Origin of the sequence: Erwinia piriflorinigrans CFBP 5888, assembly GCF_001050515.1 — a bacterium.
GTDB lineage: Bacteria > Pseudomonadota > Gammaproteobacteria > Enterobacterales > Enterobacteriaceae > Erwinia > Erwinia piriflorinigrans.
In genome coordinates this window covers 50,062-76,615 of record NZ_CAHS01000021.1, presented here as the reverse complement: position 1 = coordinate 76,615, position 26,554 = coordinate 50,062, and the positions used below count along the sequence as shown (strand labels likewise).

Here is a 26,554-nt window from a genome sequence, read left to right as displayed (position 1 = left end):
GGGAAAACTACAGGCATCGTATATTTCTCTCCCTATTCCAGTCTGCCAGCTATCAATTTTTTGATATTTTTGGGAAATAAATAACGTGGTGCGATGGGTGTTGCTGAATATTATCAGGCCTTAGGTGTCGTCGGTGACAGGGCATTTTAGGCGGTCGTCCCGGTGGTGTAAACGTTAAAAATAGCTTTCTGGATCATGAGAGTATTGCATCGCCACGAAGGCGGTTGATAAGGGCTGAACCATACCTTTAATCTATGTTCACGCGGCCTTTAAACACTGTCATCGAGTGTATCTGATTTTGCCATTTTTTATCCAAAATAAACTCCTTATCTACAATTCATTTCTTCTTCCTTTCTTGTGGCGAAGAAATTATGGCTTTATTTCTGAAGTTTCTTTTTTTATTAGAAAAAGTAAAAGTACACGCGATAATATTGCGGCTCCTGAATAAGTGAATGTTGGTAAATTCTTATTGAAATCAATAAGAGTTTTTGGTTAGTTTAATCTACAAGGTGCTGAATATATCCGTTAGTCTCGCTAAAATAGCAAATGACGCATTTGACCACATAATAAATGAGTCACAGTACGAGCAGGGAATCAATATCTCTAAATAAAACAGACGTCACGAAAATACTATAATTCCTAAATACTTGATAGTTTGCGCCCGGTTATTGCGTCACAATCATCATTAGCAGCTATCGGAAGGCAGGATGCCTGCCACAGGTGAAGGGGTGTACAGTTTTGCCGTGACCTGTAGCAATGGTATGGACACATGCCGCTGTGAAGGAAGCTCAACGACCTTAAGTGAACACGTAATGATCGATATGTGTCACAGACGATCGATGAGAACACTAAAAAACATTTTACATTTCAAAGCGCCTTCTATACTGTTTATATAAACATATGTGTAAATATACAGTAGTTAAATAAGGAGGAAAAATGCAGGACTATCTTTTGGAGTCTGTCAAGCTCCAACGCATTGATTTCTTTATCAAGCTCGTCGCAGCTAGTGAATGCGATGAAGAAGAAAAAAGGCTCGCTATCCAGTGGGTTTCAGAACTCACTAATGAGCTGATGGAGCGGATACGCAATCATCAGGCTGGGCAGCCTTTTGGTCATTTCAAAACATAGGGCATTGCTACGCTAATCAGATGTGCTCTGCGCACAGCAGAAAAGCGCCCACGCAGCCCTTAATGTCCGTTAGCGACACAGGCGTATTTTATGCCTTAATGACGTCCGCCGCCTGAATGCCGCTGTGCGAGCTACAACTAAGGGAGTACGACAACAGGTCTGGGAGGACTACAGCGGAAGTGAGAAACCCTTACAGGCAATATCGATTCTAAGCCTGTCAGGGCAGGCAGTCATTATACAGGGCGCCAGGTAATAGGATTTTTATCAGTCATCCTGACGCCCTGAACATCGATATTTTGATGAGGGTGTTGCGTGCAGGTCTCTGGGTATCCAGCCGTGGGGCGGGGGGAGTGGCGTATGCTGCGGGCGCGGCCATCGATCCATTTATAGATTATATTTTTCAGCCAGTAACCCTAATGGCGATGTTATTTTACTGTGTCAGCATTAGGAGCATTTTGCCAATCTTTGCTCCTGTCATTTAATTTGAGTGTTGAAAAGATCAAAGACCAAAAAATCGGCAGTTATGTATCATAAACAACGTTTTTACCCCACGATCCCAGCCGCTTCAGTTACTTCAGGCACTTCCATTCTTTAGTCGGTTTCTTCGCTTCATTCACTCGGGTTCACTAAAAGTCAAAGTCCGCTTCCGCGAAAAAAGAATTCGTGATCGGGGGGGATATAAATGACATTGTCGTTATCGACGATCGATATTGCCTGTCGGTGATAATGGCATTAAACCTGACAGTGGATGGAGAACGGCTGGTAACGTACATTTTTCATTTCCTTACTTATAAAAAATACAGCTTATATATTGACTAAGCTACGTTATTTCAGGAAAGGTGATTTTATCAGATTAACTAATCAGTTATCGGTAGGTTGCTGAAGCCAAAGTTACGCAATTGTTTAAAAAAATTTATCATTTTGGTTGCCTTACGTTACGGATCGTTTAAAGTGAATACTGCAAATGTTAAACACAGGATTTTTTGCTGCAATGTTTTCGTATCAACAGCTTTGGTCGTTTAGACGCGCTCAAAATGACGCATGAGGACGAGCCGAAACCTTCGCGCAGAGCGGTTCTGGTGAAAGTCACAATGTGCAGCCTCAACTACCGTGATCTGTCTATGCTGTTTGGTAAAGGCACCCTCTCGCCGCGCTGGTCTCCATTCCACCACATCTGTCGTGGGAAGAAGCCGCAGCCCTACCTTGTGCCACAGTGACCGCATGGAATAGCCTGCTGATACCGCGACCGCTGAAAGCAGGCCAAGCGGTGCTTATTCTGGGTACGGGGTGTCATTGTTTGCATTGCAGCTTGCGAAAATATCAGACATCAACGTTAGTGCCCTGACTTCGAATGATGATAAAGAAAAATGACTCAATGAGATGGATGCTGACCATATCATTAATTACAAATTTCAACGTGATTGGTTTCTCCAGGCCAGAGAAATAACAGAAGGTGAAGGCGTCGATCGTATTGTGGAGGCGGGTGCGCCAGGAACCATGACCAATAGAGAATATATCATTAGGGGGGAGTCTCACGTGCGACGACACATTAGCTCTACCTTTTCTCATGAAGTCAGCAGGCCGAGGTCGTTGATGATATGAATAAAATTTTATCTTGTAAAAGCAATTAAGCGTTATATTACTATAGGGGTCTAAATGAACTTTTCTATTATCGGTACAATCATAAAAATTGGAACCAGTATTTTCCCTTTTTTTAAGCGTGCAATATCAAAGAATAACTTTTTCAATCATCCTTTTGCATTACGATCCGAAGCGATAAAGTGGCTCTTCAGCGAGAAAATAGCCCTGTTCTCGGCAAATAAGTACTGTCAGGAAATGCTGATGAGGCATTACGGGTTAAGTTTTGATATTGAGCTTAACAGAAAAATTATTATCTACTTCCTTCATCATCGTGATAGCGAAAAAGAGTGCAAGTCTTTGTTTACCCTGCGGGGTGTGTATAAATATGGCAATGGCATCCTTTCGATGAAAAAAGGGATGTGGGCGACCATTTTGGTTTTTATCGCAATAACGATCCTTTTCGGTATAACCACCTTTTTTCTCTTGAATACATATTTTAACGTTAATCATGACTCGACTTTTTTGTGGTTTGGCATTCTGCTTTTTGTCTTAACTTTAATCTATTTCGTCATGGTGTTATTTACTTTGACTAATATGCTAAGGGTGAGGAAAATCATCGCTAAGGTAAATGGCTTCACCTTGCAATCACAAACCATTGAGCTTCTTATTTTGAATGAATTTTTGCTTATGGATGCGGGAAAGAAATAGTCAGATACAACGAGTTTTTTGCGCCAGCGCCTTAACAGGGCTGGCGAGTCCCTCTCACCGCGTGGTGTTTTTGATACTCCTTAATAAAGATCCGTAACAGGTCAAACCGCTTACCCGGCTGGTAAAGTCCTAATCAACGCGCCACATCGGTTCCCGTGGTGCGGATTTCACATATCCCATTCCATCATCTGCGGCGCATCTCACAACGCTGCCCTCTTGCTCGCCCACATTTTTAGTCCTCCCTCTTGTATGCCCGAAGGCACAAAGTGCATTCGTTGTTCCCTGGCCCTATCCCCGCAAACATAGGGCATCAGCGTGTTGTTTTCACCGTGAGCGTGCCGTCTGACTGACCCGATCGGCACGTTCCGCACCTTAAAGGGGAACTTATTAATGAAAGTACAAGCACATCAGCATGACACGGTCGATGCCCTTTGCTGGCGTCACTATGGGCGCACCGCTGGCGTGACCGCGCTGGTTTTGCAGGCCAATCCTGGCCTTGCCGGGCATGGCCCGTTTTTACCGCACGGCCTGGAGGTGGAGCTGCCGGAAACCGCCGCTGCCGCAGCCACCACGGCGCAAAGCGTCCGGCTGTGGGATTGAATGATGAGCCTTGACCGAATCAGCGCCTTTATCACCTACGGCGTCGCGCTGCTGCTGGCCTGGCTGGGCGATCTGTCGCTCAAAGATATTTCCACCCTCTGCGGCATGTTAATTGGCGTGCTGATGCTCGCCATCAACTGGTATTACAAACACAAATCCTGGCAGCTGCTGCGCAGCGGGCAGATCGCGCGGGAGGAACATGAATCCTTCAATCGTTAAGCGTTGCTCGGTTGCCGTGGTGGTGGCTATCGCCGCCATGCTGCCGCAGTTTCAACAGCTGAAAATCTCGCCGGACGGGCTGAAGTTGCTGGCTGACTACGAAGGCTGCCGCCTGGAGCCGTATCAGTGCAGTGCTGGCGTCTGGACTGACGGCATCGGCAATACCACTGGCGTCGTGCCGGGCCGCAGCATCACGCCGCGCCAGGCGGCAGAGGGGCTGATCGCCAACGTACTGCATGTTGAAGCGGAACTGACGCGCTGCCTGACGGTGCAGCCGCCGCAGCGGGTCTATGACGCGCTGGTCTCACTGGCTTTCAACGTCGGCACGACAAAACTCTGCCCGTCGAACATCGTCGACCGGCTGAACGAAAGAAACTGGCGCGCGGCGTGCCGACAGCTGCCGCGCTGGACGTATGTCAAAGGCGTGTTCAACCAGGGGCTGGCAAACCGACGCGCCAGGGAGATGGCCTGGTGTTTAAGCGACGCGGAAACAGATGGGAAAGCGCAGGAGATCCCCACGCCAGTCAATCCCCAGGAGGGAGAGTGACGCGCGCGCTGATCGTCCTGCTGGGTCTGGCGCTGGCGACGCTGGGCTGGCAGCTGTGGCGGCTGGATGCGGGCCGCCACACCATTGACGCGCAGAACGTCACGCTGCAAAACCAGGCGCAGGCACTGACGAAAAAGAACGCCCAGCTGATCGGCCTGTCGCTCCTGACCGAAACCAACGGCCGTGAGCAGGCGCGCCTTTATGCGGAGGCGGAAAACACCCACGCGCTGTTGCGTCAGCAGCAGCGCCGGACAGAGGAGTTAAAACGTGAAAATGAGGATTTACGCCGCTGGGCAGACACTATTTTGCCTGCTGACCTTATCCGGCTGCGCGACAGACCGGCACTCACCGGAGGTGCAGCTTACCGTCAATGGCTGTCCGGCAGTGACGCCGTGTCGGCTGGAGAGAGCGACCCCGCGCACCAACGGCGATCTGAATGAGATGCTGAATGAAACCGAGGCGGCCTGGGCGGCCTGTGCCGACAAGGTGGACACCCTAATTAACTGCCAGGAGCGACAACGTGAACAAGCCACAATCATTACGCAACGCGCTGAATAGCGCACTGCCCGAAATCAGTCAACATCCCGACAGGCTGAATATGTCGGTGGAAAACGGTGCGTTGGTGGCCAGTCAGGCCGGGCCGATGTCGTGGGAATACCGCTACCAGCTGAATGTCACCGTCGACAGCTTCAGCGGCGAGCTGGATTGGCTGATGGCGACGGTGCAACTGTGGCTCAACGCCAGCCAGCCGGACGCCCTCAACCATCCGCAGCTGCGCGAAAAGCTGTTTACCTTTGCCATCGATGCGCAGGGTGCGATCCGTCTCTGTCTGCAACTGAGCGAACCGGTGCGGGTAAACGGCAACGTCTCGCCCGCACAGGTTGCCGCGCAGCCGGAACCGCCGCCAGCGGAGGAGAGGTGGACGGTCAGGCAGCCTCCGGCGACCGCACATTTTTCACCACGGGACAGGGGGCTTCGATGAACGCACAACTGACTGAAATCATGCGTCTTATCACCAACCTGATCCGCACCGGCATCGTCAGTGACGTTGACCGGGAGAAATGGCTGTGCCGGGTGCAGGTAGGTGATTTGGAAACAAACTGGATCAGCTGGCTGACGCTGCGTGCGGGCGGCGCGCGCACCTGGTGGTGTCCGTCCCCCGGCGAGCAGGTGGTGTTACTGAGCATGGGCGGCAATCTGGAAACCGCGTTTGCACTTCCGGCGATCTACAGCAACCGCTTCCCGCCGCCGTCCGCCTCAGTCGATGCCAGCGTTACCGACTACCCGGACGGCGGACGCTTTGAATATGAACCCGCCAGCGGCCGCTGGTACGTCAAGGGCATCAAATCGATGGTGATTGAGGCGGCCGACAATATCACCCTGAAAACCGCCGAACTGGTGGTGGAGACAGACAATATGCGCATCAACGGCAAGGTGGCGATCGCCGGCGGCGTGACCCAGCAGGGCGGGGCGCTCAGCTCCAACGGCATCATTCTGGATAAGCACCAGCACGCGGGCGTGAAGTCCGGCGGCGATACCTCTGGAGGCCCGCTATGAGCCTGTATACCGGTATGAATCGCCGCAGCGGACGCGCGATTAACGATACCGAACATCTGCGCCAGTCGGTGCGCGACATTCTGCTGACGCCGCAGGGCAGCCGCATCGCGCGACGCGAATACGGCTCCCTGCTGTCGACGCTGATCGACCAGCCGCAAAACCCCGGTCTGCGCCTCCAGGTGATGGCGGCGGTTTACGTGGCGCTTTGTCGCTGGGAGCCACGGCTGATGCTGGACTCCGTCCATATCAACAGCAATTTTGACGGTTCGATGGTCGTTGAACTGGCCGGACAGCGCAGCAACGGCGCGGCGGTTTCCCTTTCCGTATCAACAGGAGCAGAAAATGGCAGTGATTGATTTATCACAACTCCCGGCACCGCAGATCGTCGATGTGCCGGACTTCGAGGCGCTGCTGGCGGAGCGTAAGGCGACCTTTATTGCGCTTTACCCGCCGGAAGAGCAGCAGGCGATCGCCGACACGTTGGCGCTGGAATCCGAGCCGGTCGTCAAGCTGTTGCAGGAGAGCACTTACCGCGAACTCCTGCTGCGCCAGCGCATCAACGAGGCGGCGAAGGCGGTGATGGTGGCCTACGCGGGCGGCAGCGATCTGGAGCAGCTGGCCGCCAACTACAACGTGACGCGCCTGACGGTGACGCCGGGCGACGACAGCGCCGTGCCGCCGCTGGCGGCGGTGATGGAGAGCGACGAGGCGCTGCGCCAGCGCATCCCCGCCGCGTTTGAGGGGTTGTCAGTGGCCGGGCCAACGGCGGCCTACGAGTTCCACGCCAGAAGTGCCGACGGGCGCGTGGCCGATGCCAGCGCCACCAGTCCGGCGGCGGCAGAGGTGGTGCTGACGGTGCTAAGCCGCGAGGGCGACGGCACGGCGGCGGATGACCTGCTGACGGTGGTGGATAAGGCGCTGAACAGCGAGAACGTACGTCCGGTGGCCGACCGCCTGACGGTGCGCAGTGCGGAGATTATCCCTTACCGCGTAGAGGCAACGATTTTCCTCTATCCCGGCCCGGAGGCCGAGCCGGTGATGGCGGCGGCGAAAGCCAGCCTGCAAAAATATATCGCCAGCCAGACGCGGCTGGGGCGCGATATTCGCCGCAGTGCCATCTACGCCGCGCTGCATGTGGAGGGGGTGCAGCGCGTGGAGCTGGCCGAGCCGTTGCAGGACGTGGTGCTGGACAAAACCCAGGCCGCATCGTGCAGCGAATGGAGCGTGATCGGCGGGGGCACCGATGAATAGCCTGCTGCCGCCCGGCTCCTCGCCGCTGGAGCGCCGCCTGGCTCAGAGCTGTAGCGGCATTTCCGACTTACGCACGCCGCTGCGCGACCTGTGGAACCCGGCAGCCTGCCCGGTGGGCTTTCTGCCGTATCTCGCCTGGGCGTTTTCCGTCGACCGCTGGGATGAAAGCTGGAGCGAAAGCGTCAAGCGCCGCATGGTGCAGGACGCGTTCTACATTCATCAGCATAAGGGCACAACCAGCGCCGTACGCCGCGTGGTGGAGCCGTTCGGCTATCTGATCCGCATTAAAGAGTGGTGGCAGAACGGGGAAGCACCGGGCACGTTTCGCCTGGATATCGGCGTGCAGGAACAGGGTATCACTGAGGAAACGTATCAGGAGCTGGAGCGGCTGATTAGCGATGCCCGGCCCTGTAGCCGCCACCTGGTGGGGATGTCGATCCATCTGCAAACCTCTGGCCCGCTGTTTGTCGGCGCGGCCAACTACAGCGGCGAGGAGCTGACCATCTATCCGTATATCACCGAAACCATTGTTTCCAGCGGCGGCGCTTACGAGGGCGCGGCCATCCACATTATTGATAATATGAGAGTCAATCCATGAGCGTAAAATTTTATACCCTGCTGACCGAGATCGGTGCGGCGAAGCTGGCGAATGCCGCCGTGCTTGGCGTCCCGCTGAAAATCAGCAAAATGGCGGTGGGGGATGGCGGCGGCGTGCTGCCCACCCCCAACGCGCAGCAAACCCAACTGGTGGCGGAAAAGCGCCGCGCCGATCTGAACGCGCTGTATATCGACCCGCAGAACGGCAGCCAGATTATTGCCGAGCTGGTGATCCCGGAAAACGAGGGCGGCTGGTGGATCCGCGAGGTCGGGCTGTTCGACGAAAGTGGGGCGCTGATTGCGGTGGGCAACTGCCCGGAGAGCTACAAGCCGCAGCTGGCGGAGGGCAGCGGGCGCACCCAGACGGTGCGTATGGTGATGATCGTCAGCAGTACGGAAGGTATCACGCTGAAAATCGACCCGGCGGTGGTGCTGGCGACGCGCAAATACGTCGATGACAAGGTGCTGGAGCTGCGCGTGTACGTCGACGACCAGCTGGCGAAGCACCTGGCGGCGGCGGACCCGCATGCGCAGTACCTGAAAACGGTAGAAATAGAGAAATATATTCCGGTCGGCGTGCCGCTGCCGTGGCCCACGGCAACCCCGCCGGTCGGCTGGCTGCAATGTAACGGCTCGGCGTTTACCGCCGTGCAGTATCCGCAGCTGGCACGGGCGTATCCCTCGCTGAAACTGCCCGATCTGCGCGGGGAGTTTATTCGCGGCTGGGATGATGGCAGGGGGGCGGATGCGGTGCGTGGGCTGCTTTCTGCGCAGGGCGACGAACTGCGTTCGCACAACCACCGTTTTGTGAATGAATACGGCACGCCGACAGAGAATATTATTGCCTTTACCGATCAGAACAGCGAAGGCATTGATGTCACCGCTCAAAAAGGATCTCGCTGTCATACCTATATTTTTATGGAAAAGACGGGGGGCGCGGAAACCCGCCCGCGCAATATCGCATTTAACTATATCGTGAGGGCAGCATAATGACCCAGGCCATACTGAATAAAGAGCAGATCGCCACCGTAGCCGGGGAGTTCACCGTATTTCATTATGACGGCACAACGGGTGAATACCTGTCGACATCCAGCGAGTATCTGGCGATGGGCATTGGCCTGCCGGCCTGGTCGTGTGCCGACGCGCCACCGCCCGTCAAAAAGGGCTTTGCCGTCTGCCGCAAGGCCAAAAACGCGGGCTGGGAATATCTGCCCGACCATCGAGGCGAAACGGTATGGGGTACGGCAAGCGCGCAGCCGCAGCCGGTTACCGCACCCGGCGACTACCCGAACGGCACCACGCCGCTTGCTCCGGCCACCCGCTACGACAAATGGGACGGGGAAAAATGGGTCACCGACGCCGCTCTGAAAAAGGCAGCGGATGTGGCCGCAGCGCAATCGAAGAAGGATGCGCTGATCAAGGCGGCGGGAGAGACTATCAGCCCATTGCAGGATGCATCAGAGCTGGGGATGGCGACTGACGAGGAAAAGGCTCGCTACAGCGCCTGGCGTCAATATCGTGTGCTGCTGATGCGGGTGAATACCGCGCTGGCCCCCGATATCGACTGGCCCGCCGCGCCGGAAAAATAAAAAAAAGTCCCCGCGCGGCGGGGACGTTTCAGTCTGACGGTTGCTCTCCATACCGGTTAATCTTTTGTCATTATCCATTCCTTTGTTTATTCCGACGGCGTCCAGCCATAACGCTCTTACCAAAGTATCGAGCGATTTTTATTTGGTGATTATTGTTATCATGTATTTCCCATCGTTTTTTAATTGTGTGGCGTTGGGGGATTAACCGGAAATCTTTATGTTCCTGACTGTTAATTTTTTGTAGGTTGAAAAATACATCTTGGGGTTTATTCGGAAACAGATTTAAAGCGTTTTATTGCCTCTTACTTCTGCGTTAGCTTACCGAAGTCGGTAGTTGCAGATAAGATTGGCTAAAAAAATTTACAATACATAGACTTACGCTTCTAAGTAAAAATAACCTAAAATAAAGACCTCCCCTAAAGTACGAGTTTTATTTCACTCTAAAAACCAGTGATTTATTTGTGACGTGATACTTGGGTATTAGCGGTGGATCACACATTTAACCGCCTAAAAAGCAAACCGCACTTTTTTCCTTGTTCTTAAAGCGCATTAGAGATAGCTTCTTTTATCGCCAACAAGGAATATTAAGGATGGTGATGATGATACCTATTAATAAGGATGGTGATTATGGTACAGGTAATAACAACGGATTGTTTTAACGAATGGTTTGAAAATCAGGATCAACTGCTCCAGGAAGATATTCTGGCGGTTTTTATCATTCTGCATGAAGAGGGGCCAGCTCTCGGACATCCTCTGGCAGAGACGGTTGCGGGTTCCCGGTTCAAAAATATGAAAGAACTCTCGATTGACCATGCAGGATTACCTTTCAGCGTTTTCTTTGCTTTTGACACCAGACAGCGTGCCATCGTTTTATGCCCGTCTGATAATAGCGGAGTTGACGATAAAGGGATTTACCAACAGATGATCACACGGGCTGATGCCGAATTCAGTAAGCACCTGGAATAATAAGGAGTCGTAATGTTAACGTTAGATGAAATGTTAGCTGAGCGTGGCTCTGATAGCCGGACGCGTATAGAGAGTCTGGCTGATGAGTTGCGCCAGGAAGTGGCCTTGAGCAAACTCCGCGAAGAGCTGAATATACCGCCAACCGGGCAGCCAGGCGCGAAGGAAGCAGCGGGCAACACCCCGCATTTACCGTCGTTAAAACGGTATGTTGAGACGCTTGGCGGCGAGCTTAACGGTGATGCGGAGCCGCAGACCAGGAAATAAAGTCACTCCCTATCTCTCTGTGGCTCTCCCTCTCAACAGCCTCCCTTCGCTGGCTATGGCGAAGGGAGGCTGATAAACAGAATGTGCTGCATCCTGCGGATCGATGTGGGTACACTCAACGCTGTGGTGACCAGGCATTACCTATATCCAACGCAGATCCGTGCCGTTCTCCAGCATCTGCGTAGCCATCGCGTGGCGGAACAGGCGGCAGCTGCTTTTTTCAATCCCCACCGCCCATAGATACGGCACCATCGCATAAGTGATACCGTTTGCGCTCAGTCCGTCCATTGCCAGGAACCGCAAGCAACAAGTTTATTCAGGTGATTGAAGAGTCGTAGAAGAGGGATGACAGACAGCGTAACTGGCTGGTTATAAAGTAAAACCCCAACCATAAAGTGTCGGGATTTAAGGTATAACTAGTCAAATAAACCTGTTTTACATAAATCGCCATCCCAGGTATGAATTTTATTATCCGAAGGGGCAAGATCTTTAATTGTGATTGAGTAATCACCGACTATTATATCGTAGTCATGATTTGGTTGAGGGAAGAACTTTTCCGAGAGTTCACGATCAAATGAACCGTATGTGTGGTTTTCTTTATAGTAGTGGGTGACTGTTAATGTTTGATTGGGTTTAATGCTGTATTCCTTTACAAGTATTCCTTTTATATTTTCCGATGGTTTCATTCCTGCTATTTTCTTTGAGCCTGTAGTAGGTATGCCCATAATAGCTAATGCTGAGGTTAGACGTTTTTCAGCAGTTTTCTTATAGCAGCTGCCCTCCTTACTATAAAAACGAATGACTGTATTACCCGTGTCTTGTATTCTGATATGTGATGCATCGGAACCAGCATATTCTTCCGGTATCGATCTAAAACTCAAACTACAACCTGAAATTAATAAGGAAGCTATAACTAACCCCAGCGAATTTATTTTCATATACATAAAATTATCCTTTTTGTATTTTTTGAAATTAATATGAATTCAGCTCTATTCGGCCTTCTGCTCTCAGGATTTCAAGGAATAGCTTACAGGCAACCTCATCACCTTCAGATAAATCATCAAGATAAGTGCGGAATAACAGATACCATAACCATCGTTACTAAACCAAATAAAATCTCTTGGCAAATCAGGAACTATCACTTCTACTTTTCTCGCCCTGCCACTTTTCGCTTTCCGTTAGCGCTCCGGCCTGGTTATTACCCGCCAGCGCGGTCATTGCCCCGGTTATCGCCTGCGCCGCCTTTTGCAGGTCGCTGCCGGTGCCGTATGGCATTGTTATACGCCTGCTGCATCACCGCCGCATCGTCGCCCGGCCTGCCGCTTTTTTCCAGCTGCTCCCTGGCCTGCGCCAGTGCAGCGGGATCCGTCTGCGCCTTCAGTCCGGCAATGTCGCCCTGGGTGAGAATGCTGTCCATCGCCTGACCGCCGATCTCCCCAATCAGCTGCGCCTGCTGTAGCCGCTGCTGCTCCTTCTCCTTATTGAAGATCGGGCTGATGCGGCCGTCGTTGGCGTGGTCGGTATCGCGGTTTAACCCTGCGACATTCTGCTGCTGCTGCCTGCCGGTATCACGGATCGTCAGCGCTCCCTCACTGACGGCGGCCTTCGTCGTCCCCGAGACATGACCGCTGTTGTTGGCCCCCGACAGCATGCTGCCAGCCATGTTGGTCAACAGCTCCCTGCCTACCGGCCCGCCGGTGCTGAGCGCAACGCCGCTGTGTTCGGCCCGGTAATCCGCCTGGTTGTGGATGTCGCTCCAGCCGAGGGTGCCGGTATCGAGGCGGTTTTGGGTTTTATTGCCAATGAGGCCAGGCTGTAGCGTCAGCGTCAGTACGCCTTTGGTCAGATCCTGCTCCTGCGCCATCACTCTGGTGGTGGTATAGCCCTTGACCAGCAGGGTATTTTGCACCTTATTGATGGCAAGCACGATGCCCCGAGCGCCCAGACAGCGGCCTTTGGCATCGGCGGCAGCATCGAGTGCCCACTGAAAGCGCCCGGCCTGCGCCCCGACCAGGATTAGCCGATCGATGGTAAAGCAAGGGCGTTCATCGGTCGGGTAATCGGGCAGCGCAATCTCGCGGGGGTAAAGACGCGCATCGGCCTGCGGGGCATTTTGCTGTTGCAGGGCGCGCGTTCACTCCTGCTGGCGCAGCTGTTCGCGGGCATCAATAGCCGCACCCCCCAGAGCGGGGGCATCCGATGGCATGGCGGCCATTGTCGGCAGCGCACTTCTTAAAAGCGCACCCGCGAGAAAAGGAGCCGCTGTCCTGAATGAAAGCCGATGCATGAAAAAAACCTTCCCCTGAAAATTCCATCAATGACTGGTACGACCAAATGATGCTGGATTATTAGTCACTTAATGTTCAAAAATAAAGCAATTGACATGTCGGGAAGCGCGGGAAATTCGAAATTGCATGGCGGCTCACAATTAATATCAATCTGCCATGCCGTGTTGCATTCAGCAGGGCAGTCCAGGGCAGATAAACAGGCCGACTTGCCTTTTATTCTTCCTTAATATTCATGCCCACCTATCCTGGCCTGTTGTGCTCTTTTCACCCTGGGCGATCTCCGTTATGTCGCTGACAGATCTTTATCTGCCCATGAGACGCCAAAAAGCGTTTGCTATCATGCGCAGGGGGGGAAGGAGAATGGTAAAGGCGAGGGTGTTCCACTGTGACCAGATCCCAGCGCGCGCCGTTCGGGTAGACTGCCCGAACGGCGGATGGCGGACGGGCATTGTCTCAAGGATTTTCAAGGCTATGGGATGACTGATTCTGTATTCCCCGGCGACCGCGATCCCGTATTCGCCGTTGCGCACACGCTCCCCAGCCATGCCGTCGACGGTCTTTAGCTGAAGTTCGAGAAAGGCTTCGTCGTGCGTGATCCCGCATTCCCGGGCGACCGTGTTGCAGCGTTCGCCGTTGCGGACACGCTCCCCGGCCAGACCATTGACGGCTATCATCTGAAGTTGATAAATGGCCATCACATCGCTGATGCCCCATTTTTGGGCGACTGTGTCGCAAGATGTGCCGCTCCTGACCTCCTCTCCCGCCTCACCCTCATCAATGGCCATATATTGAAGTATGTAAAGGGCCCCGGGGTCTGTGATCCCGTGTTTTTCAGCGACTATGTTGCAGGGTTTGCCGTTGCGGACATCCTGCCAGGCCTTACCTTCGACAATAATCATTTGAAGATCGACAATGGCTTCGTCGAGCGTGATCCCGTATTTCTCGGCGACCTCTTCCCAGGGGACGCCGTTGCGAACCTCCTTCCCGGCCACACCGTTGACGGCTATCCGCTGAAGTTGGTTAGTGGCCCGGGGACACATGATTTCGTACTTGCCGGCGACCCTTTGCCAGGGTATGCCGCTGTGGGCTTCCTCTCCGGCCGCGCCTTCAACGACTATTGTCTCCAGTGCGGCAATGAACGGGGCGAGCGTGGGGTGGAATGGGTGGTTCAGGACAATCGCCCCGTGCGGCCGGTTCAAAACCTCCCTGTTCAGTTCGATAACCGCCGTGGGGCGTGCGATTTTTTGTTCCAGGGCGACCGCAATCCAGGATTCACCGTTCAGAATACGCCGTTTGCCCACCCGCATCCGGAGATCCTCATGGGCGAGGTTCTCCGGGTGGCAGGTGGTGGCTTTTCTTAATTGTTGGCCAGCTGTTTGTACAGCACTGTGCCGCAGCAAGTGAGGCAATGCAGAGATACGACCCGCGACATGCTCCAGAGTAGGCAGATCCTGTATTGCTCCAATGTAGGCCGACGCTGCTAACGCAGAAAGGCTTACGGCATTCAAATGCTCCATCACCTTTTTTCGAGGCGCATCACCTTCATCTACAGGTTGCTTATTGCGCAACGGAATGTTTTTACTGGCAGCATAGACTATCAATTGTACAAAGTAGTCAATGTCTGGCAGTGGCTCCACCTCACCCTGATTAACGGTGACGAAGCCAAAACCTTCCTGAATCACATTTTCGAGGGTCATAAACATGTCGTTATTCCTGAAAGGGCAGTGATTGCCCGTATCGATGGGAGGAATACTTTTGCATTCCGGAAAACTCATATTTCATTTTTTAGACAAAATTCCAGTTATGTCTGAAAAAAATAAAATTGAAGTTAATATGGACGCTGAAAGACATACGCCAAAAATAGAGTGAGAAGCTATTTTTGCAGTGGTTAACTTCAGAATGCAGTTACCAATATTATTTTTTTAATTAAAGGGAATGATTGATTAATAAGACACATCCGAATTATTTAAGCAATGGCGTGAATACGATAATGATATGGGTATTAAGAATGAGATGAGTGCCTAATTTCAGGTATTTGGATGATGGTTATCTCAGGCCATCGGTATCACAGATAACGATGTCGCTGAAAAAAGTGCCCGCCCGCCGCAATAGCGCCCTTAACGGGCGTTTTTTATAGCGGCGTATTGTGTCAGCCATCCGACAACGGCCAGCGGGTGCAGTGATCCCCTTCGAGGCCGACTATATCCCCGGTTGATTGTGCAGGTGCGGGGACAACAGACCGGGCCTGCGCACCCCATGCTGCCGTTCGCGGCGGCGCTTACGCCGGTAATAACGCAATGGAGTGTATTTGTGAGCAAAACCTTTTCTATCCCGCCATCCGCTATCCGACAGGGCGGCCCCGCACGGCCGCTGCCGGATAAGGTGCAGGCGATCTGCGCCGGGCAAGACCGCATCACCGGAGGCCGCAATGAATAGCCTGTTACCTACCGGCTCCTCGCCGCTTGAGCGCCGTCTGGCATCAAGCTGTAGCGGCATCTCCGACTTGCAAACGCCGCTGCGCGAACTGTGGAACCCGGCCAGCTGCCCGATCGAATTTCTGCCGTATCTGGCTTGGGCGTTTTCCGTTGACCGCTGGGACAAAAGCTGGAGTGAAGAGGAGAAACGCCAGACGGTCATCCATGCATTTTACATCCATCGGCATAAGGGGACGGTCGCGGCCATGCGGCGCGTTATCGAAAACCTCGGCTATGCCATGATCCTCCGGGAGTGGTGGCAGGAGGACGATGCGGCGGGCACCTTTCGCCTGGAAATTGACGTCGGAGAGACGGGCATTAACGCCGCAATGGTCAGCGAACTTGAGCGGCTTATTGGCGATACACGACCGGTGAGCCGCCATATCGCGCAGCTTGCTATCTCTGCGATCGTTGCGGGCGTGGCGTATCTCAAAGCGGCCAGTTGTACGGGCGATATCGTCACGGTCTATTCACCCGACCAGGCCCGTCGACCGGACGAAAGTGCGTGACGGCACGTAAAACGTTAAGAACGTGTTGATTATTATTGGGAAAAAAACATAAAGGATGATGTTATGCAGAAAAAATACTTTGCCACCCTGACCCACGTCGGAGCAGATCGCCTGGCTGCCGCCATCGCGGCTGGTGATAAAATGGATATCACACATATGGCGGTGGGGGACGGCGGCGGTGTACTGCCAATCCCCGATCCGGCGCAGACGGCGCTGATTGGCGAAGTTTACCGCTCGCTGCTCAATAAGCTGGAGGTGGTTCTGCCCGGCACGGTGCTGGCAGAGATAATCATACCGCCGCAGACGGGCGGCTGGTGGCTGCGCGAGGTTGCACTGTTCGCCAACGATGGCGTGTGTGTGGCCATCGGGAATATGCCGGAAAGCTATAAGCCGGTGGCAGAAGACGGCTCCAGCCGCACGCAAATTGTGCGCATCCAACTCGCTGTCAGCAGCACCAGCAACGTGGAGATGATCGTCGATCCGACACTCGTGATTGCCACGCGGGAAGACGTCAACGCCGCACTGGACGCGGCAAAAACCTACACTGACCAGGAAATCCGTGCGGCCGATAACAGAACCATCATGGCGATAGATGACGCGATAGCCGGCGAATCCCGTCGCGCCTGGGATGAGAATAATCCCATCGGCACGGTGCGTTTCTTCCAGCAACACGTTGACCCCAATGGCACATGGCCCTGGTCAACATGGCGTTACCTTGAGGAAGGGCGTTCCGTGCGCGTGGCGTGCGCGGATGGCTCAGACGTGGGGCAGATGGGTGGCAGCGACAGCGTGATCCTCACCAGAGACAACCTGCCAACCCTGTCGCTGTCGGTCACCGGCGCGATACAGGAAGCCGATCTCGGCAACAAAACGACCTCGTCGGGCGGCAGGCATGCCCATCAAAGCGGTTGGGGAAGCCCGGGAGGAAAGTGGGGGGCCCAGTCCAGCGGATCGGATAATCAGCTTATGCACGACTGTAATGACACTTCAGAAGGGGGCGATCACGCTCACGATCTCTACATCGGTCCACACGGACACAACTTCGTCGACGGCAGAACGGAAAATATGGGGAGCGATGTGGCGTTCAACGTTGTTGAAGCGAATATCAAACTGATGGCCTGGTATCGGGTGACGTAATCCCGCGCACCCTGAACTGCGCAGCCAGATAATCCGGCCCCTGCCTGTTGCAGGGGCTTTTTTTTGCCTGAAGCCGACGTTTTTGTCGGCCGCCAACCTGCGTCACGGCAGGGGAAAACGCGCGGCGAATTGTATCAGCCGCATAACAAAGCCCTTCGCGTGCAACCGGTGCCGGAAAAAAACAACAATAACCAAACCCCAAGTAAACCGGAGAAACTGCCTTATGGCTCAGGACTATCACCACGGCGTGCGCGTTGTTGAAATCAACGAAGGCACCCGCCCCATTACCACGGTCAGCACCGCTATCGTGGGCATGGTCTGCACCGGCGATGATGCCGATGCAACCCTCTTTCCTCTTAACAAACCGGTGTTGTTGACCGACGTGCTTACCGCCAGCGGTAAAGCCGGTGAGTCCGGCACGCTGGCGCGTTCGCTGAAGGCCATCGCCGACCAGGCCAGCCCGGTCACGGTGGTGGTACGCGTTCCTGAAGGGAAAAGCGAAGAGGAAACCACCGCTAATCTCATTGGTGGCGTCACCGATGACGGCAAAAAAACCGGCATCAAAGCGCTGCTTTCTGCCCAGACACAGCTCGGCGTTAAGCCGCGTATCCTCGGCGCGCCGGGGCTGGATAACCAAGCCGTCGCCACCGAACTGCTGAGTGTGGCGCAAAGCCTGCGCGGCTTCGCTTACCTGGCTGCCCACGGCTGCAAAACGGTGACGGAAGCGCTGGCCTACCGCAAAAACTTCAGTCAGCGCGAAGGGATGCTGATTTGGCCTGACTTCGTCAACTTTGACAGCGTGAAGAAGGCCGAAGAAAGCGCTTACGCCACCGCCCGTGCGCTCGGCCTGCGCGCCAAAATTGATCAGCAGACCGGCTGGCATAAATCCCTGTCAAACGTCGGCGTGAACGGCGTCACCGGGCTTTCTGCCGATGTGTTCTGGGATCTGCAAGATCCGGCAACTGATGCCGGGCTGCTCAACCAGAACGACGTCACCACGCTTATCCGCAAAGACGGCTTCCGTTTCTGGGGCTCACGCTGCCTTAGCGACGATCCGCTGTTCGCCTTTGAAAACTACACCCGCACCGCGCAGGTTTTGGCCGACACCATCGCTGAAGCGCACATGTGGGCGGTAGACGGCGTGCTTAACCCGTCGCTGGCGCGTGACATTATCGAAGGCATTCGCGCCAAGCTGCGTAACCTGAAAACCCAGGGCTATATCATCGGCGCGGACTGCTGGCTGGATGAGTCGGTCAACGATAAAGATTCCCTGAAAGCCGGGAAACTGACCATTGATTATGACTTCACGCCAGTGCCGCCGCTGGAAAACCTGATGCTGCGTCAGCGCATCACCGATCGTTACCTGCTGGATTTCTCCAGTCAGGTCAGTGCGTAAGGGGACAACATGGCATTACCACGCAAGTTAAAACATCTGAACCTGTTCAATGACGGTAACAACTGGCAGGGACTGACCGAATCTCTGACGCTGCCGAAATTCACCCGCAAGTTTGAGAAATATCGCGGGGGCGGCATGCCCGGCGCGGTGGACGTGGACATGGGGCTGGATGACGGCGCGCTGGACACGGAATTCACCATCGGCGGCACCGAGCTGCTGCTGTTTAAGCAGATGGGCAAAGCCACGGTAGACGGCATCCAGCTGCGCTTTACCGGCTCCATCCAGCGCGATGATACCGGCGAAGTGCAGGCGGTGGAGCTGGTGGTACGCGGTCGCCACAAAGAGCTGGATTCCGGCGAGTGGAAAAGCGGCGAAAGCAGCACCACCAAAGTCACCAGCACCAACAGCTACGCCAAACTGACCATCGACGGCGAAGTGCTGTACGAAGTCGACCTGGTCAACATGGTGGAAATCGTCGGCGGCGTTGATCTGATGGAAGCGCACCGCAACGCACTCGGCCTGTAAACCTTTTTCTGGCGCGGCTCCCCGCGCCAGCCATCCCGATAATCAGGAAAAAAACAATGAGCGACAAAGCAAACGAAAAAATTGTTCTGCTGGATACCCCTGTTCTGCGCGGTAAAACCACCATCAGCGAAATCGTGCTGCACAAACCGCAGTCCGGCGCGCTGCGCGGCACCCGCTTGCAGGCGATCATGGATATGGACGTAGCCGCCATGATGACCATTATTCCGCGCATCTCCACCCCGGCCCTGACCGCACAGGAGATGGCCGAGTTGGATCCGGCCGACCTCACCGCGCTGTCGATTGAGGTGGTCACTTTTTTATTGAAGAAGTCGGTGCTTGCCGGTTTACCGACAGCCTGACCGTAGACTGCCTGGTGGCCGATATTGCCACCATTTTCCACTGGCCGCCGTCCGTTACCGACGTTATGCCGCTAGCCGAAGTGCTGGAATGGCGGCATAAAGCGATTCAGCGAAGCGGGGCCAGCAATGAGTCATAACAACCTGCGTTTGCAGGACATTCAGAAAGCGGTTGACCAGCTCACCCGCTCATTTCGATCCACGACTGACGGCTCAAAGGCGCTGTCGGTCGCTCTCGGCACCATCCGGGCCAGCCTTGAAAAGGCGAACCAGAACGCGGTGCAGCTGTATAAAACCTTTGCTTCCGGCAACGGCCAGGCGGTGAAGCAGCTTGGGCTACAGAAGCAGGCCAGCCAGGCTATTGACGCGCTGCAAAACAGCGCTCAGCGGCTGCGGCAACTCGCCGATAAAACCCGTCAGACGCCGGTCAGTCAGCATTCACTGCCCGTGAGTCAGAACCTGCTGCCGGTCAGTCAGCATTCACTGCCCGCGCCGGAAGCACAGCAGGCACGCCTCCGGGCGGCGCGCGATACGCATGCCGCCAGGCTGGAAGTCCGCGATCGCATTGCCGCATTTGGCGCGGGCAGCAAGGCCGCCGGGATGTCCCTCGGTACGCCAATTCTTTCGGCGATCAAACAAGACGCCAGCATGGAAAGCGCGATGAAGGGCGTGACCAACGAGGTCAGCGGCCTGCTGGATAAAAGTGGCCAGCCCACTGCCCGCTACGACGATTTGCTGGCGGCAATCAAAAATGCCAGCGAACGGCAGCCGGTGGAAAACGGCGCGGCCGGCTATGCCGCGCTGGTGGCCGAAGCGGCGCGCAACCAGCAGGCAAATCCGCAGGATAACTGGGAAGACCAGAAACGTGCGCTGCTGGCGGCTGCCAGCAAACAGGCGCAGCAGAAAGCCAGCGGCCAGGGCGGGCTGGCCGGGGAATGGATGATGGTGCAAACCAGCATGGACAACCTCTCCGGCAGCCTGGGCGCAACCCTGCACCAGCCGCTGATGGAGATCCTCGAAAACGTCAGGAAAGTCACCGTGGCGATGCGCCAGTGGGTTGAGCAAAACCCGCAGCTGGCGGGCACGCTGATGAAACTGGCGGCGGGGGGAGCGGCACTGGCCGTCGCGCTTGGCACTCTCGCTGGGGCGGCCGCGGCGGTGCTGGGGCCGCTGGCGGCGATGCGCCTCGGCCTGTCGACGATCGGCGTAAAAGGGCTGCCCTCGTTGACCGCAGCGGTCGGCAGCACGGGGAAAGCGCTGGGCTGGCTGGCCAATGCGCCGCTGACGTTGCTGCGCAACGCGCTGGCCGCCACCAGTGGCTACAAAGGCCTGCTTGACAGCCCTAAAAACGCATTGAGCCGCACGGCCGGAGTGATGGGCGATGCCCTGAAAGCCGTCGGCGGCCCGCTGATGGCGATGCTGCGCGCCCGCCGCCCCCCCGCCGATGGCGATGCTGCGCGCCGGGTTTTCCAGCATCAAGGCGTCGATTGTCGAGATGAAAAGCCCGATGGAGATATGGCGTGCGGGGATGTCCGGTATAAAAACGGCGATCGGCATGGCGTCAAATCCGATGGCGATGCTGCGCGCCGAGATGAGCATCACCGGCGAAGTGTTGAGTACGCTGACTTCCGGGCCATTAGCCCTGTTGCGCCTCGCGCTGTACGGTATTTCGGGCGTGCTGGGCTTTCTGTTAAGTCCGGTAGGGCTGCTGGTGGCTGCGCTGGTTGGGGCGGCGCTGCTGATATGGAATTACTGGGAGCCGATCAAAGCCTTCCTCGGCGGCGTGGTGGAAGGATTCAGCGCGGCAGCCGCGCCCATCAGCGAGGCGCTTGCCCCGCTCCAGCCGATATTCGACGCCATCGGCAACGCGGTAAAAGGGGTATGGAACTGGTTTACCGAGCTGCTCACTCCGGTTAAATCCTCCACTGAGGAGTTACAGAGCGCCGCAGAAATGGGGCGCAACTTCGGTACTTTACTGGCGGAGGGGCTGAATATCGTTCTCCACCCGCTCGATTCGATCCGAAGTGGCGTGAGAGGGCTGCTGGAAAGTCTGGGCCTGGTCAAAAAAGAGGCGGCAGAGGTGAAGCTGCCCGCGCAAGTGCTGAAACAGCAGCAGGGGGCGATTAACAATCCGGGCGGCTGGGTAGCGCCCGCCGATTATGGCCCTTTCGGGCAGTTCAGCATGTATGACAGCGGCGGCTATATTCGCGCCGGGCAGACCGGTATCGTCGGGGAAAACGGCCCGGAAATCGTCAACGGCCCGGCGAACATCACCAGCCGCAGGCGCACTGCGGCGCTGGCCTCGGTGGTGGCGGGGATGATGGGCGTTGCCGCCGCCCCGGCAGACGCCGCGCCGCTGCATCCGCTTAGCCTGCCCGCTAAAGCCGCAGCGGGTCAGGGCAGCCAGACGGCGCGGGCTGCGCCGATAGTGAACATTTCCACACATGCGCCGATCGCCATCTACGTGCAGCCGGGGCAGAACCCGCAGGACATCGCGCAGGAAGTGGCGCGCCAGCTTGCGGAACGCGAACGCAGCGCCCGGTCGCAGGCGCTGAGCAATCTACGGGACCAGGAGGGGTATGACATATGATGATGGTACTGGGTTTATACGTATTTAAGCTAAGCACCCTGCCGTATCAGACGCTGCAATACCATCGCAGCTGGCGCTACGGCATAAACAGCCGGGTGAGCCATCGGCCGTCGGCGCAGTTTCTCGGCGCGGATAACGACACCCTGACGCTAAGCGGCGTCCTGCTGCCTGAAGTCACCGGCGGCAGGCTGTCGCTGGTGCCGCTGGAGCTGATGGCGGAGCTGGGCAAAGCCTGGCCGCTGATTGAGGGCAGCGGCACCATTTTCGGCATGTTTATCATTGAGGAACTGGAGCAGACCAAAACCGAATTTTCTGCCAGCGGCCAGGCGCGGCGCATTGAGTTTAAGCTGACGCTGAAGCGGGTGGACGATGTGCTGAACGATCTGTTTGGCGACCTGAGCGACCAGTTAAGCAATATGCAGGATAAAGCCAGCGCCGCCATCGGCAACATCACCGATACGGTGGGAGGGCTGCTGCCGTGAACCTGACCAGCCATTCCATCGCATCCGGCAGCAAAACCCCGGCATTCCGCATCCACATTGCCGATAAAGATGTCACCAGCGAGCTGGATAAGCGGCTGATAAATTTGACCTTAACCGACAACCGTGGCTTTGTCGCTGACGATCTGACACTGACGCTGGACGACGCCGACGGGCAAATTGTCATGCCGCGCCTGGGGGCCGTCCTGCATCTTGAGCTGGGTTGGAAGGGCCAGGCGCTGTGCCCGAAAGGCAGCTTTGTTGTCGATGCCGTCACGCTGCAAGGCTCGCCGGACACCCTGAGCATCACCGCCCGCAGCGCCGATTTCAGCAGCGCGCTGAGTCAAAAGCACGAGCATACGTGGCATGAAACCACGCTGGGCGCGGTGGTGAAGGACATTGCTGGCAAGATCGGGCTAAAACCGGCGCTAAGCGACGAGCTGAAGGACAAGCCGATAGATCATATTGACCAGACAAACGAAAGCGACGGCAGTTTTCTGGTACGGCTGGCCAGTCGCTATGGGGCGATCGCCGCCATCAAAGACGGTCATTTACTGTTTATGCCCCAGGGGGAGGGCAGAACCGCCAGCGGTAAGCTGTTGCCGATCGTCGCCCTGACGCGCCGGGCTGGGGATGGTCACGTCTTTGACATTAAGGGCGGCACCCGCTGGACGGGGGTAAGCGCTCACTGGCTGGACACGCGCGAACCGGAAAAAAAGAAACGCCAGCCGGCGAAGGGAAATCAAACTGCTATCCCCCCCGCCGCGCCGGAGGCTAGCGAAGAGAGCAATCCGTTGCTGGTTGGAGAGAGTGCAAACCCGCTGGTGCTGAACCGCACTTATGCCAACCGGGACGATGCGCTACAGGCGGCGAAAGCGCAATGGGAACGGATACGGCGTGGCGTGTCATCCTTCACGCTGCTGCTGGCCGAAGGGCGCGCCGAGCTGTACACGGAGATGATGATAAAGGTCAGCGGCTTTAAAGCACCCATAGATGATGAAACCTGGATTATCAGCAAACTGACCCATAACGTGACGGCCGATAAGGGGTTTACTACCAGTATGGAACTTGAAAGGCGATTAAAAATACCATAAATGGATTTATTACTTCACAAATTGGTTTTTTGCGATATGATGTACGGTATCAAAGCAACCATTGGCAGAGGTAAAAACATGATGAATTGTCCACTGTGCGGGCGTGCGGCCCACACAAGAAGCAGCTTCCAGGTTTCAACGGAAACCAAAGAGCGTTACAACCAGTGCACCAATATTGAATGTGGGCATACGTTTGTCACCCACGAAAGTTTTGTCAGGTCGGTCAGTCGCCCGGCAAAAATCAGCTCGGCGCCGCCGCATGTGAAAGGGGCGCGGGAAAAACGCCTTTCGCCGCCGGGTAATTAAACCGTTTCCGGCAAAACTGGCAGAGGCGTGGAAAAAGGGATGGCGTTGCGGGCTGCGATTTATTTTTTGCGCAGCCAGTATCGTCGGGTCATATTATCTCACTCTGTGAATACTTTACGACTCCGCGTTGATAAAGCGTTGCGGTCAGATAACAGAGAATAAAAGAGTTACAGTCGTCCATAACATGACAATCCATCAATTATAAAGGAATATAAAATGAAGGCATTCAAATATCAGCTTTTAGTCACCACTTTGGCATTTATCGTTAGCGGTTCTGCCTGCGCGGGATTTAATGAAAAGACTTGGGATTTTAAGAAGGATGAAGTTGTTAGCATTGATTATAGTCAATCCCCGGAAAAATTGGGTTCCGAATATGGATGTACAAAGTTCACGCCCTCAACCGTTTCCTTTATGATAGAATATGAATTACCTTCCGAGGTAGAAGGTAGAATACAGGTTGAAGCTGATGCGAAAGTGACTCATGATAAAAAAGAACAGCGTTATACGGTGTATAATGCCAGCCAGTTACATATCAGTTTCCCGTATGGCGGTAGTTATATTGTCAAAAACATTACCGGTAAAGATGTGAAGGGTCTGGTTTGTGATGCGGGGATTTATTAAATAAGAGATATTAACCAGGGGAAGGAAAAACTTTTATTGATTCCACTTTCTCACAAAATTTCCGAAAATCCAAAGATACAGGTTTGCATTCGGGTGTCTGGCATATCTTCCGTGCAAAATCGAGCACGCCGGAAGGGCAGGTAGAAACGATTGTTAAAAACTTAAAAGAAGTCGGGTTTACCAGTAAAGATTATCTGGCTTTTCAGGTTAATAATAAAAGGGGGAACAATGCAAATGCCACCAGAGAAGAAATGGCTGGTAACCTTTTCAATCTGATACGGCTTGTTATTGATTCTGATCTTCCCGTTTCTTTCAGCAATTTATATATCAAATCCAACATAGATACATGGAAAAATAGCGTTGCATGGGAAATGCATGATGACTTCTTCCGAAAAATAAACATGTAGCCTGAGCATTGGAGAACGCAGCCTGATTATCCCGATACTCTTTACCCGTGGGGCAAAGGTCACTGGAGTCTTTGGGAGTATTGACCGAAGGGACAGGTAGATGGTATCAGGAGCGATGTATTAATCAGTAAAATGAATCCTTACCTGTAACCCTGCATTGCCATCTTTCCTCCGGGCCTTCCTTGAAAAAGCAGCGGGAAGGTTCCTGTTTTACTCATCCCGTATCCTAAGTCTTCCCCAGTTGTTGTGACGTACACATCAATCAAGAGTGATTGCAGACCCACCTTTTTGAGTTCCCAGATTGATTATTTATCAACAGATATTCTTACGCTGTCAGATTGTTAAGTCACTCATTGTGGGCGTTCATTCGTCTTCCAGATCTTTTATCTTTTTGATATCAGATACCGCCAACCACCACGTATCGCTTCCTCCTGGAGTTCATCATGCGCCCCACATCCCTTCAACTGACACAACCTGTGTTAAATCTGCCCTCATCTTCGGATCCGGCTTCAGACATACAGTCTCTGGTGAAAATTTCTGGTGTAAACTGGATTAATAACAATCAACAGCTTTCTTTCATCGGGACTGACTATAAAAACTACCGGCAACTCGAAACTGCTCTCGATAAGGTCAAGTCCACGAACACTGGACGCACTCTTTTGAAATGTATTGCATTAACATCTCAACTCAAATCAAAAAAACTAGCGATATTTCTCAATTCTGAGGAGTTAATGGTAGAACCACACTGCAAAACAGATGCTGAAAACTTTCGAGGAACGGGTTCCGACTTTCACTGCAATTTTGACGCCGTTGAATATTTCTTTGACCAAGGGATGGATCTGGTGGAATTTCAGGCGTGTGTAGTGTTCCATGAATTACTCCACGTTTTCCATAATTTAAATGGAGAGCGACTGAGAGTTGTCATTTCTCAGCCAGAACCACAAACAGACTATCCACTTTTACTTGAGGAAGCCAGAACTGTCGGTTTAGGTTTTTTTTCTGAAGAATACCTTTCAGAAAATAAATTCCGTAAAGAAATTGGCGCACCTCGAAGAACATCCTATCCATATGATTTTTATATTGTAAATGATGATAATACGATAACTATGGGTTACGAACGGAAAAAATTACATCCCTTACTTTAGCTATATCGTTAATATGAGGGTTTATAGATATCCAGGGATGAAAAATTGCTGTACGTCCATTTTTTTTCGGAAACGGCAGGGTTATTTAGCCGGAAATATCATGTAGGAAAAAGAAAACGGGAACTCCCTTAAAAGTGACAGTGGCCGTTTTTTATTAATTTCGGTTTTTTAACATATTCCGTTTTATCAAATTCCTTGAGTCATGGGGAAGGATGTTTAC

Annotated in this window: 32 protein-coding genes and 3 pseudogenes; 30 read left to right on the top strand and 5 right to left on the bottom strand. The window is 54.1% G+C overall.

The features are described from left to right. The first annotated feature begins 936 nt into the window (after positions 1-936). The 16 genes and pseudogenes from EPIR_RS14770 to EPIR_RS14695 all read left to right on the top strand — a co-directional run bounded on the left by EPIR_RS14770 (position 937) and on the right by EPIR_RS14695 (position 11,007). Positions 937-1,128 carry a hypothetical protein gene (locus EPIR_RS14770; protein ID WP_023656271.1) on the top strand — a complete coding sequence of 64 codons (192 nt, stop codon included), beginning with the start codon at positions 937-939 and terminating at the stop codon, positions 1,126-1,128. Between the two features lie 1,656 nt (positions 1,129-2,784). Next, a complete protein-coding gene (locus EPIR_RS14760; RefSeq protein WP_023656268.1) occupies positions 2,785-3,417 on the top strand; it encodes an Asp23/Gls24 family envelope stress response protein in 633 nt (210 codons plus the stop codon). A 390-nt stretch (positions 3,418-3,807) separates the two neighbouring features. Beyond that, positions 3,808-4,017 (top strand): tail protein X, encoded by a 210-nt coding sequence (locus EPIR_RS14755; RefSeq protein WP_023656267.1) that lies wholly within the window; start codon positions 3,808-3,810, stop codon positions 4,015-4,017. Positions 4,018-4,020: 3 nt separating this feature from the next. Then, positions 4,021-4,236, top strand: a complete 216-nt coding sequence (locus EPIR_RS14750) for an HP1 family phage holin (RefSeq protein ID WP_048697906.1) — start codon at positions 4,021-4,023, stop codon at positions 4,234-4,236. Further along, positions 4,217-4,783, top strand: a complete 567-nt coding sequence (locus tag EPIR_RS14745) for a lysozyme (RefSeq protein WP_084007860.1) — start codon at positions 4,217-4,219, stop codon at positions 4,781-4,783. Before EPIR_RS14750 ends, EPIR_RS14745 begins: the two co-directional genes overlap by 20 nt. After that, a complete protein-coding gene (gene lysB, locus EPIR_RS14740) occupies positions 4,780-5,223 on the top strand; it encodes an Rz-like lysis system protein LysB (protein ID WP_048697800.1) in 444 nt (147 codons plus the stop codon). The genes EPIR_RS14745 and lysB overlap by 4 nt, the downstream gene beginning before the upstream one ends. Beyond that, positions 5,123-5,341: pseudogene (gene lysC / locus EPIR_RS19140) on the top strand (Rz1-like lysis system protein LysC); the annotation flags it as partial. The gene lysB and the pseudogene lysC, both read left to right, overlap by 101 nt. Next, the gene (locus EPIR_RS14735; protein WP_048697798.1) at positions 5,304-5,765 is read left to right on the top strand and encodes a phage tail protein; all 462 of its coding nucleotides are present in this window, start codon (positions 5,304-5,306) and stop codon (positions 5,763-5,765) included. The pseudogene lysC and the gene EPIR_RS14735, both read left to right, overlap by 38 nt. After that, on the top strand, positions 5,762-6,340 hold the full coding sequence (locus EPIR_RS14730; protein ID WP_048697796.1) for a phage baseplate assembly protein V: 579 nt from the start codon (positions 5,762-5,764) through the stop codon (positions 6,338-6,340). The genes EPIR_RS14735 and EPIR_RS14730 overlap by 4 nt, the downstream gene beginning before the upstream one ends. Beyond that, positions 6,337-6,696: a GPW/gp25 family protein gene (locus EPIR_RS14725; protein ID WP_023656262.1), complete on the top strand. Its 360-nt coding sequence runs from the start codon at positions 6,337-6,339 to the stop codon at positions 6,694-6,696. The genes EPIR_RS14730 and EPIR_RS14725 overlap by 4 nt, the downstream gene beginning before the upstream one ends. After that, positions 6,683-7,591, top strand: coding sequence for a baseplate assembly protein (locus EPIR_RS14720; protein ID WP_023656261.1), 909 nt, complete (start codon positions 6,683-6,685; stop codon positions 7,589-7,591). The genes EPIR_RS14725 and EPIR_RS14720 overlap by 14 nt, the downstream gene beginning before the upstream one ends. Further along, on the top strand, positions 7,584-8,189 hold the full coding sequence (locus EPIR_RS14715) for a phage tail protein I (RefSeq protein WP_023656260.1): 606 nt from the start codon (positions 7,584-7,586) through the stop codon (positions 8,187-8,189). The genes EPIR_RS14720 and EPIR_RS14715 overlap by 8 nt, the downstream gene beginning before the upstream one ends. Further along, positions 8,186-9,178 carry a phage tail protein gene (locus tag EPIR_RS14710; protein ID WP_023656259.1) on the top strand — a complete coding sequence of 331 codons (993 nt, stop codon included), beginning with the start codon at positions 8,186-8,188 and terminating at the stop codon, positions 9,176-9,178. The genes EPIR_RS14715 and EPIR_RS14710 overlap by 4 nt, the downstream gene beginning before the upstream one ends. Further along, positions 9,178-9,777 carry a tail fiber assembly protein gene (locus tag EPIR_RS14705; RefSeq protein ID WP_023656258.1) on the top strand — a complete coding sequence of 200 codons (600 nt, stop codon included), beginning with the start codon at positions 9,178-9,180 and terminating at the stop codon, positions 9,775-9,777. Before EPIR_RS14710 ends, EPIR_RS14705 begins: the two co-directional genes overlap by 1 nt. Before the next feature lie 627 nt (positions 9,778-10,404). Next, positions 10,405-10,743, top strand: coding sequence for a type II toxin-antitoxin system RelE/ParE family toxin (locus tag EPIR_RS14700; protein WP_048697902.1), 339 nt, complete (start codon positions 10,405-10,407; stop codon positions 10,741-10,743). A 12-nt stretch (positions 10,744-10,755) separates the two neighbouring features. Further along, a complete protein-coding gene (locus EPIR_RS14695; RefSeq protein WP_023656255.1) occupies positions 10,756-11,007 on the top strand; it encodes a hypothetical protein in 252 nt (83 codons plus the stop codon). 141 nt (positions 11,008-11,148) lie between these two features. Here EPIR_RS14695 and EPIR_RS18405 read toward each other — a convergent pair whose 3' ends face one another. The 5 genes from EPIR_RS18405 to EPIR_RS18975 all read right to left on the bottom strand — a co-directional run bounded on the left by EPIR_RS18405 (position 11,149) and on the right by EPIR_RS18975 (position 14,998). Further along, positions 11,149-11,295 carry a site-specific tyrosine recombinase XerC gene (locus tag EPIR_RS18405; protein WP_023656254.1) on the bottom strand — a complete coding sequence of 49 codons (147 nt, stop codon included), beginning with the start codon at positions 11,293-11,295 and terminating at the stop codon, positions 11,149-11,151. Between the two features lie 128 nt (positions 11,296-11,423). Beyond that, positions 11,424-11,951 carry a hypothetical protein gene (locus EPIR_RS14690; RefSeq protein WP_048697793.1) on the bottom strand — a complete coding sequence of 176 codons (528 nt, stop codon included), beginning with the start codon at positions 11,949-11,951 and terminating at the stop codon, positions 11,424-11,426. Between the two features lie 254 nt (positions 11,952-12,205). Further along, entirely contained in the window at positions 12,206-13,036 is an 831-nt protein-coding gene (locus tag EPIR_RS19220) for a POTRA domain-containing protein (protein ID WP_338043468.1), read from the bottom strand. Between the two features lie 105 nt (positions 13,037-13,141). After that, on the bottom strand, positions 13,142-13,294 hold the full coding sequence (locus tag EPIR_RS19245) for a hypothetical protein (RefSeq protein WP_023656252.1): 153 nt from the start codon (positions 13,292-13,294) through the stop codon (positions 13,142-13,144). A 303-nt stretch (positions 13,295-13,597) separates the two neighbouring features. Then, entirely contained in the window at positions 13,598-14,998 is a 1,401-nt protein-coding gene (locus EPIR_RS18975; protein ID WP_023656251.1) for a hypothetical protein, read from the bottom strand. A 607-nt stretch (positions 14,999-15,605) separates the two neighbouring features. Between EPIR_RS18975 and EPIR_RS19215 the strand changes: the two genes are divergently transcribed. The 14 genes and pseudogenes from EPIR_RS19215 (at position 15,606) to EPIR_RS14605 (ending at position 26,334) form a co-directional block, all read left to right on the top strand. Continuing rightward, complete coding sequence (locus tag EPIR_RS19215; RefSeq protein ID WP_023656248.1) at positions 15,606-15,731, top strand: hypothetical protein; 126 nt, start codon at positions 15,606-15,608, stop codon at positions 15,729-15,731. Continuing rightward, positions 15,724-16,278, top strand: coding sequence for a phage tail protein I (locus EPIR_RS14670; RefSeq protein ID WP_023656247.1), 555 nt, complete (start codon positions 15,724-15,726; stop codon positions 16,276-16,278). Before EPIR_RS19215 ends, EPIR_RS14670 begins: the two co-directional genes overlap by 8 nt. A gap of 63 nt (positions 16,279-16,341) precedes the next feature. Then, the gene (locus EPIR_RS14665) at positions 16,342-17,415 is read left to right on the top strand and encodes a phage tail protein (RefSeq protein ID WP_023656246.1); all 1,074 of its coding nucleotides are present in this window, start codon (positions 16,342-16,344) and stop codon (positions 17,413-17,415) included. Positions 17,416-17,638: 223 nt separating this feature from the next. Then, on the top strand, positions 17,639-18,811 hold the full coding sequence (locus EPIR_RS14660) for a phage tail sheath protein (RefSeq protein WP_023656244.1): 1,173 nt from the start codon (positions 17,639-17,641) through the stop codon (positions 18,809-18,811). 9 nt (positions 18,812-18,820) lie between these two features. After that, positions 18,821-19,336, top strand: coding sequence for a phage major tail tube protein (locus EPIR_RS14655; protein WP_023656243.1), 516 nt, complete (start codon positions 18,821-18,823; stop codon positions 19,334-19,336). Between the two features lie 56 nt (positions 19,337-19,392). Next, the gene (locus EPIR_RS14650; RefSeq protein ID WP_023656242.1) at positions 19,393-19,695 is read left to right on the top strand and encodes a phage tail assembly protein; all 303 of its coding nucleotides are present in this window, start codon (positions 19,393-19,395) and stop codon (positions 19,693-19,695) included. Positions 19,696-19,709: 14 nt separating this feature from the next. Next, positions 19,710-19,832 (top strand): GpE family phage tail protein, encoded by a 123-nt coding sequence (locus EPIR_RS14645; RefSeq protein ID WP_023656241.1) that lies wholly within the window; start codon positions 19,710-19,712, stop codon positions 19,830-19,832. Continuing rightward, positions 19,822-22,282 (top strand): annotated as a pseudogene (locus tag EPIR_RS18395) (phage tail tape measure protein). Before EPIR_RS14645 ends, EPIR_RS18395 begins: the two are co-directional and overlap by 11 nt. Next, the gene (locus EPIR_RS14630; RefSeq protein ID WP_023656239.1) at positions 22,279-22,764 is read left to right on the top strand and encodes a phage tail protein; all 486 of its coding nucleotides are present in this window, start codon (positions 22,279-22,281) and stop codon (positions 22,762-22,764) included. Before EPIR_RS18395 ends, EPIR_RS14630 begins: the two are co-directional and overlap by 4 nt. Beyond that, the gene (locus tag EPIR_RS14625) at positions 22,761-23,855 is read left to right on the top strand and encodes a phage late control D family protein (protein ID WP_023656238.1); all 1,095 of its coding nucleotides are present in this window, start codon (positions 22,761-22,763) and stop codon (positions 23,853-23,855) included. The genes EPIR_RS14630 and EPIR_RS14625 overlap by 4 nt, the downstream gene beginning before the upstream one ends. Before the next feature lie 78 nt (positions 23,856-23,933). Next, positions 23,934-24,161, top strand: coding sequence for an ogr/Delta-like zinc finger family protein (locus EPIR_RS14620; RefSeq protein ID WP_023656237.1), 228 nt, complete (start codon positions 23,934-23,936; stop codon positions 24,159-24,161). Positions 24,162-24,377: 216 nt separating this feature from the next. Then, a complete protein-coding gene (locus EPIR_RS14615) occupies positions 24,378-24,782 on the top strand; it encodes a hypothetical protein (protein WP_023656236.1) in 405 nt (134 codons plus the stop codon). Between the two features lie 32 nt (positions 24,783-24,814). After that, positions 24,815-25,189, top strand: a pseudogene (locus tag EPIR_RS14610) (hypothetical protein); the annotation flags it as partial. Positions 25,190-25,632: 443 nt separating this feature from the next. After that, positions 25,633-26,334, top strand: coding sequence for a M91 family zinc metallopeptidase (locus EPIR_RS14605; RefSeq protein ID WP_023656234.1), 702 nt, complete (start codon positions 25,633-25,635; stop codon positions 26,332-26,334). Positions 26,335-26,554: the final 220 nt, after the last annotated feature.

What these genes read in the sequence shown, in the direction of transcription:
- EPIR_RS14770 (WP_023656271.1), top strand. Translation starts at nt 937, where the DNA reads ATGCAGGACTATCTTTTGGAGTCTGTCAAGCTCCAACGCATTGATTTC.
- EPIR_RS14760 (WP_023656268.1), top strand. Translation starts at nt 2,785, where the DNA reads ATGAACTTTTCTATTATCGGTACAATCATAAAAATTGGAACCAGTATT.
- EPIR_RS14755 (WP_023656267.1), top strand. Translation starts at nt 3,808, where the DNA reads ATGAAAGTACAAGCACATCAGCATGACACGGTCGATGCCCTTTGCTGG.
- EPIR_RS14750 (WP_048697906.1), top strand. Translation starts at nt 4,021, where the DNA reads ATGAGCCTTGACCGAATCAGCGCCTTTATCACCTACGGCGTCGCGCTG.
- EPIR_RS14745 (WP_084007860.1), top strand. Translation starts at nt 4,217, where the DNA reads ATGAATCCTTCAATCGTTAAGCGTTGCTCGGTTGCCGTGGTGGTGGCT.
- EPIR_RS14730 (WP_048697796.1), top strand. Translation starts at nt 5,762, where the DNA reads ATGAACGCACAACTGACTGAAATCATGCGTCTTATCACCAACCTGATC.
- EPIR_RS14725 (WP_023656262.1), top strand. Translation starts at nt 6,337, where the DNA reads ATGAGCCTGTATACCGGTATGAATCGCCGCAGCGGACGCGCGATTAAC.
- EPIR_RS14720 (WP_023656261.1), top strand. Translation starts at nt 6,683, where the DNA reads ATGGCAGTGATTGATTTATCACAACTCCCGGCACCGCAGATCGTCGAT.
- EPIR_RS14715 (WP_023656260.1), top strand. Translation starts at nt 7,584, where the DNA reads ATGAATAGCCTGCTGCCGCCCGGCTCCTCGCCGCTGGAGCGCCGCCTG.
- EPIR_RS14710 (WP_023656259.1), top strand. Translation starts at nt 8,186, where the DNA reads ATGAGCGTAAAATTTTATACCCTGCTGACCGAGATCGGTGCGGCGAAG.
- EPIR_RS14705 (WP_023656258.1), top strand. Translation starts at nt 9,178, where the DNA reads ATGACCCAGGCCATACTGAATAAAGAGCAGATCGCCACCGTAGCCGGG.
- EPIR_RS14700 (WP_048697902.1), top strand. Translation starts at nt 10,405, where the DNA reads ATGGTACAGGTAATAACAACGGATTGTTTTAACGAATGGTTTGAAAAT.
- EPIR_RS14695 (WP_023656255.1), top strand. Translation starts at nt 10,756, where the DNA reads ATGTTAACGTTAGATGAAATGTTAGCTGAGCGTGGCTCTGATAGCCGG.
- EPIR_RS18405 (WP_023656254.1), bottom strand. Translation starts at nt 11,295, where the DNA reads ATGGACGGACTGAGCGCAAACGGTATCACTTATGCGATGGTGCCGTAT.
- EPIR_RS14690 (WP_048697793.1), bottom strand. Translation starts at nt 11,951, where the DNA reads ATGTATATGAAAATAAATTCGCTGGGGTTAGTTATAGCTTCCTTATTA.
- EPIR_RS19245 (WP_023656252.1), bottom strand. Translation starts at nt 13,294, where the DNA reads ATGCATCGGCTTTCATTCAGGACAGCGGCTCCTTTTCTCGCGGGTGCG.
- EPIR_RS18975 (WP_023656251.1), bottom strand. Translation starts at nt 14,998, where the DNA reads ATGTTTATGACCCTCGAAAATGTGATTCAGGAAGGTTTTGGCTTCGTC.
- EPIR_RS14670 (WP_023656247.1), top strand. Translation starts at nt 15,724, where the DNA reads ATGAATAGCCTGTTACCTACCGGCTCCTCGCCGCTTGAGCGCCGTCTG.
- EPIR_RS14665 (WP_023656246.1), top strand. Translation starts at nt 16,342, where the DNA reads ATGCAGAAAAAATACTTTGCCACCCTGACCCACGTCGGAGCAGATCGC.
- EPIR_RS14660 (WP_023656244.1), top strand. Translation starts at nt 17,639, where the DNA reads ATGGCTCAGGACTATCACCACGGCGTGCGCGTTGTTGAAATCAACGAA.
- EPIR_RS14655 (WP_023656243.1), top strand. Translation starts at nt 18,821, where the DNA reads ATGGCATTACCACGCAAGTTAAAACATCTGAACCTGTTCAATGACGGT.
- EPIR_RS14650 (WP_023656242.1), top strand. Translation starts at nt 19,393, where the DNA reads ATGAGCGACAAAGCAAACGAAAAAATTGTTCTGCTGGATACCCCTGTT.
- EPIR_RS14630 (WP_023656239.1), top strand. Translation starts at nt 22,279, where the DNA reads ATGATGATGGTACTGGGTTTATACGTATTTAAGCTAAGCACCCTGCCG.
- EPIR_RS14620 (WP_023656237.1), top strand. Translation starts at nt 23,934, where the DNA reads ATGATGAATTGTCCACTGTGCGGGCGTGCGGCCCACACAAGAAGCAGC.
- EPIR_RS14615 (WP_023656236.1), top strand. Translation starts at nt 24,378, where the DNA reads ATGAAGGCATTCAAATATCAGCTTTTAGTCACCACTTTGGCATTTATC.
- EPIR_RS14605 (WP_023656234.1), top strand. Translation starts at nt 25,633, where the DNA reads ATGCGCCCCACATCCCTTCAACTGACACAACCTGTGTTAAATCTGCCC.